Annotated in this window: 8 protein-coding genes; 2 read left to right on the top strand and 6 right to left on the bottom strand. The window is 36.6% G+C overall.

The window, feature by feature from the left end; translation table 11 throughout:
• Positions 1-255: 255 nt before the first annotated feature.
• Positions 256-1,038 carry an alpha/beta fold hydrolase gene (locus J2X31_RS16930; RefSeq protein ID WP_310028498.1) on the top strand — a complete coding sequence of 261 codons (783 nt, stop codon included), beginning with the start codon at positions 256-258 and terminating at the stop codon, positions 1,036-1,038.
• Positions 1,039-1,111: 73 nt separating this feature from the next.
• On the opposite strand, the gene J2X31_RS16935 is transcribed toward J2X31_RS16930, so the two are convergent.
• The 4 genes from J2X31_RS16935 to J2X31_RS16950 all read right to left on the bottom strand — a co-directional run bounded on the left by J2X31_RS16935 (position 1,112) and on the right by J2X31_RS16950 (position 9,843).
• Positions 1,112-3,871: a PD-(D/E)XK nuclease family protein gene (locus tag J2X31_RS16935; protein WP_310028500.1), complete on the bottom strand. Its 2,760-nt coding sequence runs from the start codon at positions 3,869-3,871 to the stop codon at positions 1,112-1,114.
• A gap of 64 nt (positions 3,872-3,935) precedes the next feature.
• Positions 3,936-5,339, bottom strand: a complete 1,404-nt coding sequence (locus tag J2X31_RS16940; protein WP_310028502.1) for an OmpA family protein — start codon at positions 5,337-5,339, stop codon at positions 3,936-3,938.
• 103 nt (positions 5,340-5,442) lie between these two features.
• Entirely contained in the window at positions 5,443-6,642 is a 1,200-nt protein-coding gene (gene kbl / locus J2X31_RS16945; protein WP_310028504.1) for a glycine C-acetyltransferase, read from the bottom strand.
• A 39-nt stretch (positions 6,643-6,681) separates the two neighbouring features.
• Positions 6,682-9,843 carry a UvrD-helicase domain-containing protein gene (locus J2X31_RS16950; protein WP_310028506.1) on the bottom strand — a complete coding sequence of 1,054 codons (3,162 nt, stop codon included), beginning with the start codon at positions 9,841-9,843 and terminating at the stop codon, positions 6,682-6,684.
• 338 nt (positions 9,844-10,181) lie between these two features.
• Between J2X31_RS16950 and J2X31_RS16955 the strand changes: the two genes are divergently transcribed.
• Complete coding sequence (locus J2X31_RS16955) at positions 10,182-10,790, top strand: superoxide dismutase (RefSeq protein WP_310028507.1); 609 nt, start codon at positions 10,182-10,184, stop codon at positions 10,788-10,790.
• Between the two features lie 158 nt (positions 10,791-10,948).
• Here J2X31_RS16955 and J2X31_RS16960 read toward each other — a convergent pair whose 3' ends face one another.
• The gene (locus J2X31_RS16960) at positions 10,949-12,148 is read right to left on the bottom strand and encodes an ABC transporter permease (protein WP_310028508.1); all 1,200 of its coding nucleotides are present in this window, start codon (positions 12,146-12,148) and stop codon (positions 10,949-10,951) included.
• A 1-nt stretch (position 12,149) separates the two neighbouring features.
• Positions 12,150-12,542 carry a 30S ribosome-binding factor RbfA gene (gene rbfA / locus J2X31_RS16965; protein WP_310028510.1) on the bottom strand — a complete coding sequence of 131 codons (393 nt, stop codon included), beginning with the start codon at positions 12,540-12,542 and terminating at the stop codon, positions 12,150-12,152.
• Between the last annotated feature and the right edge of the window lie 98 nt (positions 12,543-12,640).

Consider the following 12,640-nt stretch of genomic DNA (forward strand, 5'->3'; position numbering starts at 1 on the left):
AGAACAGGCGAAGCGAGTTCCTTATCGTGAAGTAATTCAGGAAACGAAACTCATTATATACATTAAAATCCCATTCGAAAGAGTGGGATTTTTTTATATCATTTGTTGGATAAGAAACTTCCATAAATAAACGATAACGTAAACAAAAATAAAATAACTAGAAAATATAACTGTGAACTTAACATCGAATCGATTTAATTGAAATTAGATTTAAGATTATTGTAATTTTGGTTTTGAAATACAAAAATTTTGGTTTTGAAATTTATAACTCATAAAGGATCTGAAATCTGCTTTTCTGATTCTGGTAAAGGCTCCGCCATTGTCTTATTACATGGTTTCTTGGAAAATAGTAAAATGTGGGATGATTTTATTGCTGATTTTTCCAAGAAATATCGGATCATAACGATTGATTTGCTGGGCCACGGAAACACAGAACCCTTGGGATATGTGCATTCTATGGAAGACAATGCCGATGTGGTACATGCCGTTTTATCCGAACTAAAAATCAGGAAGGCGGTTCTTGTTGGCCATTCTATGGGCGGTTATGTGGCTTTGGCTTTCGCCGAATTGTATGCAGACAACGTTAAGGGGATTGTGCTTTTAAACTCAACTTCCCGTGCAGATTCTGACGAGCGGAAAACAAATCGCGACCGTGCCATCAAAGCCGTGAAGCAAAACTATACCAATTTCGTTCGCCTTTCAATTGCTAATTTGTTCAGCGAAAATAATCGTGAAAGATTGGCATCGGAGATTGAAAATGTAAAGGTTGAAGCATTGAAAACACCTCTACAAGGGATTGTTGCATCGCTTGAAGGAATGAAAATCCGTAAGGATAGGGAGGTTATTTTACATTTTGCACCTTATCCTATTTTGTTAGTTTTAGGTCAAAAAGACCCTGTTTTAAATTATGAAGAGAGCATTGAACAGATAGAAAACACGGATGTAAAACTCCTCACTTTTCCCGACGGACACATGAGCCACATTGAAAATCGTGAAGATTTGAAGAAGGAATTGTTGGGGTTTTTTAAGAATCTGTGAGAACTCTATCAGCAAGAATAAAAAATATCTGCCGTCTATTTGCCGCTATCGGCAAGTTATTCAAGCTTCTTTTCTAAATTTTTTCTTCAAAAACAATATCCTTGTCTAGAATTTCATTCAGAAGCAATACCAATTGTTCGATATAATTAACTGAAATATCCTCATTGATAACGGCGGTTTCCATTTTATCAACCTTAAAATTAAACGGCATGAAACCTGCTTTTAAATTCTTAAAGGATAGAATTCCGACTTCCATTTCTTGGTCCTGCAGGTGGGGCTCATACATAAAAGCATAGGCCAAAACCTGTATAATCTTATCCGATTTGATGTCAGAAGTTAGCTTGTTCCATTGCTTTAAGGTAACATCCCGTGCTTCGACCTTGCCTGTTTTATAGTCGATGATTCGTATTTTTCCGTTCCTTATTTCAATTCTATCCACATTCCCTTTAATCAGAACTGGAAACGGCAAACTTGGGTGTTCCAAGATTCTTTCGTAGGTTTTCTCCAAGGCTATGATCTTAACCGCATCGCCATCTTCTATCTCTTTGAGTTCGAGTTTAAGGAAGTTATAGACGTTTCGTTTTGCAACTTCAAAGGCCAAAAGGTTTCGTCCTTTCTTGACTTCGCCTTCTTTATATACTTCTTTGAATTGTTTCAAGACCTCTTCATCAATCAATTTGATGCAGTTTTTAATGTCATCAACTGTTAGAAATTTGCCTATCAAAGGCAGGTATAATGCTTCAAGTGTTCCGTGAATGATTGTTCCCAAGGTATTCAAGGCGATATTTTCCTCTACTTCTTCCACTTCGCTGATGCGTAAGACTTTCTGGAAATAAAACTGGATTGGGTTTCGGATATAACTCGTCAGAGCCGATGGCGAAAAGCCTTTTTCAGCTATTTCCCTCAACCTCATCATCGCTTTTTCCGACTTTGGAATCACGATTGGCTCATAAGCAATCAGCGGAACTTCGCTGTTACGGATTTCGTGGGTTAGCGTATGATTGGGTTGCTTCTCCACTTCTAATTGGGTAATGAAACGGCTTTTTTCGCCTCCATCAAGACCTTCGCTTTCGGTATTATAAAGCAAGTAGATATTTTTTGCACGTTGCAACAAATGATAAAAATGATAGGTGTAAATGGCATCTTTTTCCTTGAAGGTAGGCAATCCCAATTCGCGTTTCACATCATAAGGAATGAAGGAGTTCATTGATTTTCCTGCAGGAAATTTGCCTTCGTTCATTGAGGTTACAATCACGGTTTCAAAATCAAGCACACGGCTTTCGAGAACACCCATAATTTGCAATCCGTTTAGAGGCTCGCCTTCAAAGGAAACTTCTGCAAGGTCAATTATTTGTTTATAAATGGCGTGTAAAGTCTCGATTTTATCGATGTGGTGGTGCTGTGAATAATAATTAATCAGCTTGTTGATGATCTTAAAGATGGAATAGACAAATGCCTTGGTGATTTTTTCTTCCTCGTTGTCGTTGTTGAGTTTCGACTTTATAATCAGCAATAAATTAGATAACGTTTCTAGTATGGAAATAGATCCATTATCCCATTTTTGGAACAATAAAACGAATAATTCTGATGGGTTATCGTTGAGTTCCAGCACTTTTTTATGAGTGATGAAAGTGTAATTATTCTGATGGATTATGTTTACTAATTTTGATGTATTTGCATAAGGCTCAACCAACGGATGCGTCAATATATCCAATACATCCTTATAATAAAACACATAACTATCGCCACTTCGAGAAAGAGCATTGGTGTGCATCTTGAACAATTTGGCTATCAAAATTTGGGCTGGATTGTTCTTTCCAGAATAGCCCATAGTGATGTTCAAGGCTCCAACTGTTGAAGGCAAAGCATACAAAAGTGGCACCAATAGATTCTCTTCGCCTAAAACAAGGGCTGTTTTATTGAGTGAAATGGCATCTTCTTCGATTAATTTTTCGATAATGCTTCCTGCTATTTTGGCCTGACCGATTGTTTTTGGTGTGCCAATAATCTTGATGTTTTTTGATTGGGAAAAATCATTCACAATCCATTCGAAAGGATTAGTTTTATAATATTTCCAACTCTCCTTGAATCTCCTAACGAACAATCCTGCATCGTGATAGGGATCGTTCAAGAAAACGGAATCTACATCCCAATAAATCTTGGCACAATCTGAAGCAATGAGGTGTTGGACAATCTTTTCTTCGGAAGCATTCAAGGCATTGAATCCGGCAAATAGAAATTGTTTTTCACCAATTGAATTAGAAAAATGATTTAAATTTTCTACCGCCTGACGGTAAATCAATCCCTGATAGCCAATTCCCTTTTGAAGCAAATGATTGTAAAGCGATTCATAATAGTTGGGAAGTAGTTTCCAAAAGTCAATATAGTTCTCTAATAATTTTGTCTTATTTTCAACTTCAATTCCCCATTTTTTTATGTCTTCAATGTCTTTTAAGTAGGATAAAACATGTTTTGGATCCAGAAGATAACGATCGATCTCATTAAAATCCTGAAGCAATGTTTTTGCCCAATTTGCAAAAAGCTCGAAAGTTTGTTGATGTTGTATATCCGTAACTGACAAATACACCTCGTAAAACTCAAATAGGAGCTCAATGCTGTCAATAGAACGTATGTCTGCAATATCTTGAACAAATTCTTCAATACTAATTATTTGAGGCGAAAAAATAGTATTCTCTACTTTGTTTTTTAGTGCTTCAATCAAAAAAACCTTTGCTCTTTTGTTGGGCAGTACTACAATCAAATCCGATAATTTATCACTATAATTATCGATTATGGTTTGGGCAATCTTGTCTAGAAAAGTAGCATTTGTCATTCTATAAAAATAAAAAAAACGCCCCGATAAATCGAGGCGTTTCTTAATTATTTAAAGGAAGAAATTATTTTACCAATTTCACTTCAACTCTTCTGTTGTTAGCTTTTCCTTTAGCTGTTTTATTAGTATCGATTGGTTTGCTTTCTCCAAAACCTGTAGAAGTTAATCTGTCAGAAGCAATTCCATTTTCTACTAGGTAATTTTTAACCGCTCCAGCTCTTTCTTCAGATAATTTTTGGTTCATTGCATCTTTACCATCGCTATCTGTGTGACCTTCAATGCTAAATTTAGAAGAAGGATACTCTTTCAAGATTGCTGTAATTGATTGCAATACTGCGAAAGTTTCTTGTTTGAAAGTAGATTTACCACTGTTGAACAAGATTGTTTTAGCATAAGCGTTCAATTTAGTGATTTGCTCTTCAGTGATTTCAGGACAACCGTTGTTTGCAACAGTTCCTTTTACAGAAGGACATTTGTCATCTTTGTCAAGAACTCCATCTCCGTCAGTATCTGGCCAAGGACAACCACCGTTTTCTTTTGGTCCTTTAACATCTGGACATTTATCGTTTTTATCTTGAACTCCGTCACCGTCAGTATCAGGACAACCTTGGAATTCTTTCAATCCAGGAACGTCAACACAAGCATCTTCTTTATCTTGAATACCATCTCCATCTGTATCAGGACAACCTTGGAATTCAACTAGACCAGCAACATCTGGACAAGCATCATCTTTATCAAGAACTGTATCTCCATCAGTATCAGGACATCCGTTTAATTCTTTTGGACCAGCAACTTCTGGACAAGCATCGTCTTTGTCATAAATTCCGTCTCCGTCAGTATCTTTTCCACCGAATTTGAAAGTTAGACCTGCAAAATGCTGCACGTGAGAACGAACTCCTGTAGTCATTTTATCTTCGTCAAATGTTTTCTTGTAAGTTGATTGTAAAGACAAACCTACAGTTTCAGTAAACCATAAAGTTAAACCTAAACCTCCATTTACACTTCCAGCACTTGCATCTCCCCACCAAGTATAACCTCCACCAATATGTGCAGAAGGGTCAATTACTTTTGAACCTAAAAGATTCATAAAGCTATATCTGATGATACCATCAGCTCCGTAATAAGTCAAATCACCTGGATTAGTTACCACATAATCAGCACCTTCAGAAGCTTGAGATACAACTTTAGTGATTTTATTAACAGATCCTGTAAGTCCAACAGAAAATCCACTTCCAACGCTTCTACTTACTGTTAAGTAAGACACAGAAGGAAGAATGTTCCAGTTATCTTGTACTTTAAAAGGTTTGTTAAAACGGCTTGCGAAGTCACCGTCAAATGTAGCACTCGCTTGAGTATCTACGGCATTAGCTCCAAAGGTTATAGCCCAAGGGTTGTCGCTATCTTGAGCTTGCGAACTTAGTCCGAAAACCATCAATGCAGCAGCAAAAATTTTGTTAAGATGTTTCATACTTGATTTTTTTAGTTACAAAAGTTATTGCACAAAAGTAATGCGTTAAATTCGAATCACAAAAGAAAATGTTAAAAAAATAACATAATTTTTAGATAAAAAATTAGTTAGTTATTACTTTTAATGCTATTCCAACCTCAATAAATGCATTAATTGCCTTGTCTAGGTGTTCTTTTGTGTGGGCTGCGGAAAGCTGTACTCTAATTCTTGCTTTTTCTTTTGGCACTACTGGGAAGAAAAATCCTATCACATAAATTCCTTTCTTTAACAACTCATTTGCCATTGTTTGCGAAAGTTTAGCATCATAAAGCATGACTGGAACGATTGCAGAATCGCCATCTATGATATCAAAACCTGCTTTTTTCATACCTTCTTTGAAATAATTTGTGTTCCATTCTAATTTGTCTCTTAACGAAGTATCCTTTTTCAATAATTCAAAAACCTTAACCGAGGCACCAACAATTGCAGGGGCCAATGAATTTGAAAACAAATAAGGCCTTGAACGCTGACGAAGCAATTCTATAATTTCTTTTTTTCCTGTTGTATAACCTCCCATTGCTCCACCAAGGGCTTTTCCAAGTGTTCCCGTTATAATGTCAACTCTTCCCATAACACCTTTTGCTTCGAGTGTTCCTTTTCCTGTTGCACCAATAAATCCTGCAGCATGACATTCGTCCACCATTACCAATGCATCGTATTTATCGGCTAAATCACAGATTTTATCTAAAGGAGCCACAACTCCGTCCATAGAGAACACACCATCTGTTACAATAATTTTAAAACGAGCTCCAGCTTCATTGGCTTTGATTAATTGCTGTTCCAAATCTTCCATATTGCTATTTTCATAACGGTAACGGGAAGCTTTACACAAACGAACGCCATCAATAATCGAAGCATGGTTCAAGCTATCCGAAATAATTGCATCTTCTTCTCCAAACAAAGGTTCGAAAACACCTCCATTTGCATCAAAAGCTGCGGCATAAAGGATTGTATCTTCTGTTCCGTAGAATTCAGCGATTTTTTGTTCCAACGTTTTGTGTATATCCTGAGTTCCGCAAATAAAACGAACAGACGACATTCCGAAACCGTGAGTATCCAAAGCATCTTTCGCAGCCTGGACCACTTCTGGATGAGAAGATAATCCCAAATAATTATTGGCACAAAAATTCAAAACCGTTTCTCCAGTTGAGATAGTAATTTCTGCTCCTTGTGGCGAAGTGATGATTCTTTCTTTCTTGAAAATCCCATTGTCTTCAATGGTTTTTAATTCATTTTGCAGGTGTTGTTGTATTTTTCCGTACATTTTTAATGATTTGATTGTAAGTATTAGTCGTGTTTGAGTTTACAAATTTACTATATTGATTGCTTCTCCTATATAAATCAATGCTTTTTTTGACACTTTGTAGCCCATTTTCTCAATTGCCGATTGATAATTTTCCAGTTGCAACTGATATTTTCTATTATGAATTCCCGTTTTATAATCCAATAGTAAGACTTCATTGTTTTTTGTCAAAACCATTCTATCGGGCTTTACAATTTGTCCTTCTTTTTGAATGATAGTTTGCTCGTTGAGAATTTTATTTCCTTCTGAAAAATAAATTTCAAGGTCGTGATGGTTCACAATTTCATCGATTGTTTGTCTTACAATTTCTTCTTGGCTTATCGTGATCAATCCGTTTTCGATGGCTTTTTGAATTGCCAATGGAACATCATTTTTTGTCTTTATAAAGGATAAAATTTCGTGCAAAACATTTCCGTATTCGATTGCCTTTTGCTGATGAGTTCCCCACATCAAGGCTTCTCGCTGTGCAATTTTTATATTTTTCGGATTTAAAGCTCGATGCACCAATTCAATTTTTATAGGTTTTTCAACAGTCTTGCTTTCTGTCGATAATTTTATTGGATTTCCAAATTCATATTCGAATTTATCGACATTAAAATCAGAATAAAATTCCAAATAATTGATAAAAAAAGTTGCCATATTGTTTTTCGGGATTTCGCCTTTGGCAGATAAATTCATCCCCGAAATAATATACAATTGCTCTTCGGCTCTTGTTAAGGCAACATACAAAACATTGACATTGTCCAATAATTCTTCCTGTTTTTTGGCATTATAAACCATCGACGCATCTTCGCCATAACCTTCAACTGAACTATTATTGTCGATCAACACTTTCGGGAGTCCGAAATCGTCTTGATTCGCATCCAACCATAATTTATTTCTTGGTGCACGGCTGTAATCTTCTTCCGCAAAAGGCATGATGACAACCGGAAATTCCAATCCTTTCGATTTATGGATGGTCATAATCCGAACTGCATTGTCGCCTTCCGGAGATGGAATACTAAACTTCTCCGAATTCTTATCCCAGTAATTTAAAAAGTCGGAAATTCCCGCTTGACTCCTGATGTCACGTTCTAAAACAATATCCAGAAAATATTGAATGTAGGCGTTGTTTTTTTTAGGATTAATGAATTTCGAAATGATAATTTCAACGGCTTCATACAATGATTTTTTTCGGATGTCCTGAAACGAAAGCAATCCTGAAACATCGGTGGAAAAAGCAACCAACCATTGCTCAAACTCTGTTTCATTTTTGAGTTCCATTCCTTTTGCGATAAAATCGTGAACCGGCATTCCGTCTTGGATATTTCTGGCAATGTATTGCAGGAAATTGGCTTTCGATTCTAAATCGCCGCTGTTTTTCAAATACCTCAAAAAACTAATAATCAATCGCACTTCAGTAGCATTTGCAATCATCAAGGTTTCCGAGGAAAGTAGCGGAATATTTTGTTCGGTCAGATAATTGGCAACTGCAATTCCTTGACCTCTTTTTCGTGTAAGAATTACAATATCACGGTATTCAAAACCTTGACTTTGTACTTTTTTGATAGTGTTTAAAGTTGCCAAAACATATAATTCGGTTTTGTCTAAAACTTCTTCATCTTCAGAAGTTTCTACTTTTGGAATAAACGAGATGTTGACGTAGCCACCTGTTTTGTCGTTGCTTTTTTGATGGCTGTGGTTTTCATACAAATCCTTATAATCTGCATTTTCAAATTCGCCCGACATCATCTTGAAAAAGCCGTTGTTAAAATCGATGATTTGAGAATAACTGCGGTAATTTTTATCCAAATGCTCCAAATGCTTGTCTGGATTATTAAACGGATTCAAATCCTTGCTCAATTCGATAAACTGTTCGGCTTTTCCGCCACGCCAGCGGTAAATGGATTGTTTTGGGTCGCCAACAATCATCAGCGAACCTCTTTCGCCTTGCAAATCTTCGCTCGAAAGTGCATTATCAATTAATGGAATCAAATTCTGCCATTGCATTTCCGAAGTATCCTGAAATTCATCGATAAAGAAGTGCTTGTAGCGTTCGCCTAATCTTTCGTAGATAAACGGAGCGGGCTGGTTCTGAATTTCATTATGGATAATAGCATTAAATTCAGCAATCGAAAGTATGTTTTGTTCTTTTTGGATTTTTGTCAATTCATTACTAACCGTGTTCAGTAACGACAAAGGCGTGATGTTTTTTAGGAAAGCAGTATAGAAACCGATCTTTTGATAATTTTCATAAATCTTGCCTAAACCCGAAAGCAGTTCTGGAATTATGCCTTCAATAATCGCTCTATCTTTTGCAGTTTTGTTGATGGCGATGTCTTCCACTTCGTGAAACGTTTTATTTTTAGGATTGAATCTGTTTTCCTTGATGCTTTTGATGTGATTCGGAAATGTTTCTCTTGAAAACGATTTATGATCAATTCCGTTCGAATCGATCAAATTCAAAATATTCCTTCCACCTTCTGAACATTCATCTCCTAAAGTTTTACAGGCTTCTTGGATTTTTTTCTTGATTTCAAGAAACTCAATAATGGTTTTGTCGTGAAAATGCGTGATTTCTTCGCGATTGTTTTCATTTAAAATCAATCTTCCTGTTTCTAAAATTTCACGAGATATGTCCCAACTTTTATCGTCGTCGGTTTTTTCCATCGTGAAATCAACAAGAAGTTTTGTGAGGGTTTCGTCCTCTCCGGCTTGTGCAATCAAGGCATCGACGGCTTCTATCAAGAGATTTTCGGTGTCGAGTGTTACCTCAAATGTCATCGGAAGGTTCAAATCGTGGGCAAAAGCCCGGATGACTTTGTGGGTGAATTTATCAATCGTGGAAATATCAAAAGCGGCATAGTTGTGAATGATGTGCTTGATGATGCTTTTTGATTTTTGTTTGATTTCGGATATTGAAAGGTTGATGTCGTTTGCGATATCGTGCATCAAATCGGCTGATTTTTCTGTGGGATTGTCTTTTGCAAATTCGGAAAGGTTGGTCACAATCCGGGATTTCATTTCGTGAACGGCCTTATTAGTAAAGGTGATGGCGAGAATGTTCCGATAAGCATCATTTTGTTTGGCGGAAAGGATGATTTTGAGGTACTCTTTTACAAGTGCATAGGTTTTTCCGGAACCTGCAGAAGCGTCGTATATTGCAAAAGAGTGTCGTTTCATTTTTGTTTTTTTTTAGACCTAACAGGTTTTGAAAACCTGTTAGGAACTGATGTTGAATTTTAGCACCACAGCCCTAGCCCTGATTGAAATGGAAATCCTTTTTTAGGCAATGGCTATTTTTTGCTGCTGCAAAAGAGCGACCAACGGAAGCTCCTTTTGTGGCTTGCAAAAAAAGCCATTGACAAAAAAGATTGTAATGAAAAGCAGGATGAGCTTCTAAAAATTACAGTATTATTATTTATGTTAATACAATTATAACAAAATAGTATTTCCTTTTCCAAAGTTAAATGATTAATTTTGATTTCAATTTTTTTATAAATCATTTAAAACACTATATTATGGCTTTTGAATTACCAAAATTACCGTATGCTTATGATGCATTGGAACCCCATATTGATGCACGAACTATGGAAATTCACCATACAAAACATCATAATGCCTACACAACCAACTTGAACGCTGCAATTGACGGAACGGAATTGGAGGGTTTGACGATTGAAAATATCTTGATTAATCTTGACAAGAAGAACGCTGCCGTGAGAAATAACGGAGGTGGTTTTTACAATCATAATTTGTTTTGGACCGTGATGTCGCCAAATGGAGGCGGACTTCCAACGGGTGAATTGCTTGATGCGATTGAAAAATCTTTCGGGAGTTTTGAAGAGTTTAAGGCGAAGTTTGCGAAGGCTGGTGCTACACAATTCGGTTCTGGATGGGCTTGGCTTTGTGTGCATGCAGGTGGAAAATTGGACGTTTGCGGTACTCCAAACCAAGACAATCCGTTGATGCCGGAAGTAGGTTGTGGTGGAACTCCAATTCTAGGAATGGATGTTTGGGAACACGCTTACTACTTGAACTACCAAAACAGAAGACCGGATTATATTGAGGCTTTTTTCAGTGTAATCAACTGGACGGAAGTGGCTAGAAGATTCGCTATCGAGAAATAATCTCTTTTAGAAAATAGAAAAAAGAGACAAGAAGAAAGATTTAAACATTTTCTTTTTGCCTCTTTTTTGTTTTAAGCTTTTGAACCATTAAGAAATTAAGTTTCATTAAGAAGTTAAAGGCTTAATTTTCCTTAATGTCTTAATGGTTTAAATTTTTACTATTCCATCAATTTTTTACTGACTCTGCTTGAAGCAATCAAAGAAGCGACAAATCCTAAAACGATTACCGTTCCTAGGACTACAAAAATGTTCATTATTGTAATTTTCACAGGATAGGCAAGTGAATCGGTAATCATGATAAGTTGAAATTGCTGTTGCAGAAATACAATGATCAATCCTAGAACAACGCCAATCAAACCACCAACTACACATAGCAATGTTCCTTGTAGTAGAAATATTTTTCTTAAATCTTTGATTTCGGTTCCGAGGTTGTAAAGCGTTTTGAGGTTGCCTTTTTTCTCCAAAATCATCATGATCAATGCTCCAATCAAGTTGAAAAGCACAACTATAATTACCAATGTAAAGATTAAATAGACAGCAATATTTTCGGTGTTTAGCATTTTATAAAGCGAATCGTTGAGTTGGGCTCTGTTTTTCACAATTACATTATTGCCTAGAATCTTTTGAAGTTCAGCAACTACATTTGCTTCGTTTACTTCGGGTTTCAGTTTTAATTCTAAACCCGTAATCTGGTTTTTTTGGAAGTTTAATAATTCCTGAATCAATGGTAAATCGCAAAAAACATATTTTGCATCGATTTCTTCGTTAACGGAATAAACGCCAATTGGCACCAAAACTTCTTTCCGGAAAGCATCTTCCAGTCGGTTGATGTCGCCTTTTCCAGCTATCGGAACAAACACTTCAAACGGATTGTTGAAGTCCATCAATCCCATCGATAGTTTCTGAGCAATTATACCGCCAACTACAACCTGAACCGTTCCTGGTTCTACCCATTCGCCTGCAAAAGAGCCTTTTTCGATTGTGCTGACTTTTGTAAAAATACTGTCAACCCCTTTCAAATTGGCGATTTGCTGTTTGTCATTAAACATAAAAAGCAATTGTTCTTCGGCAACTTTGCTGTAAAAAGCAACGTCTTTCAGGCCTTTAATCTGGCTTTCTTGTTCGGGCGAAATGAGGAACGATTTTCCCGTCAGGGGCAAAACTTTCAAATCCGGGTCAACCGAATTCGTAAACGAAAGACTAAAATCGACCAAGCCACTAAAGACGGACATGATCACAAACATCGCCATACTTCCCACAATAATTCCTATCGTGGCAATCCAGTTGATAATGTTGATTGCATTATTTTTACTGGCGCTTCTAAGGTAGCGTTTGGCTATGTAAAGGGAAAAATTCAAATTACGATTTTCTTCTTCGTTCTAATAAATCGCGGTTTTCAATCGGATTTTCCTTTGCCGCAAGAGCATTGTCAATCTTCTCGATATAATCCAAAGAGTCGTCAATAAAGAACGTCAAGTTAGGCACTTTTCGCAATTGCAAACGCACTCTTTGCGACAAATCGTGCTTAATTAAAGGCGAATTTGTTTTTATGGCTGCCAAAGTTTCGGCCGCTTTTTCTTGAGGAAATATACTTAAATGCACCGTAGCTACCGACAAATCTGTCGTAACGACAACCTTGGATACCGAAATTATCAAATTCGAAATTCCGTTTTTTCTCACTTCACCCTGCAGGATATCCACCAAATCTTTTTGGATCACCCCGCCTATTTTTTTCTGTCTGTTTGTTTCCATCCTGCAAAAATACGATTTTTCGAGGCAAAGTCAATAAGCCACAAAGTTTTAATTGTTTCGAGGCGAGTTTAAAATTATCTTAAACTCACAACTAATAA

The organism is Flavobacterium arsenatis (genome assembly GCF_031456785.1).
GTDB lineage: Bacteria > Bacteroidota > Bacteroidia > Flavobacteriales > Flavobacteriaceae > Flavobacterium > Flavobacterium arsenatis.

Excerpts from the sequence above, each read along its gene's own strand:
- J2X31_RS16935 (WP_310028500.1), bottom strand. The coding sequence starts at position 3,871 with ATGACAAATGCTACTTTTCTAGACAAGATTGCCCAAACCATAATCGAT.
- J2X31_RS16940 (WP_310028502.1), bottom strand. The coding sequence starts at position 5,339 with ATGAAACATCTTAACAAAATTTTTGCTGCTGCATTGATGGTTTTCGGA.
- kbl (WP_310028504.1), bottom strand. The coding sequence starts at position 6,642 with ATGTACGGAAAAATACAACAACACCTGCAAAATGAATTAAAAACCATT.
- J2X31_RS16950 (WP_310028506.1), bottom strand. The coding sequence starts at position 9,843 with ATGAAACGACACTCTTTTGCAATATACGACGCTTCTGCAGGTTCCGGA.
- J2X31_RS16955 (WP_310028507.1), top strand. The coding sequence starts at position 10,182 with ATGGCTTTTGAATTACCAAAATTACCGTATGCTTATGATGCATTGGAA.
- rbfA (WP_310028510.1), bottom strand. The coding sequence starts at position 12,542 with ATGGAAACAAACAGACAGAAAAAAATAGGCGGGGTGATCCAAAAAGAT.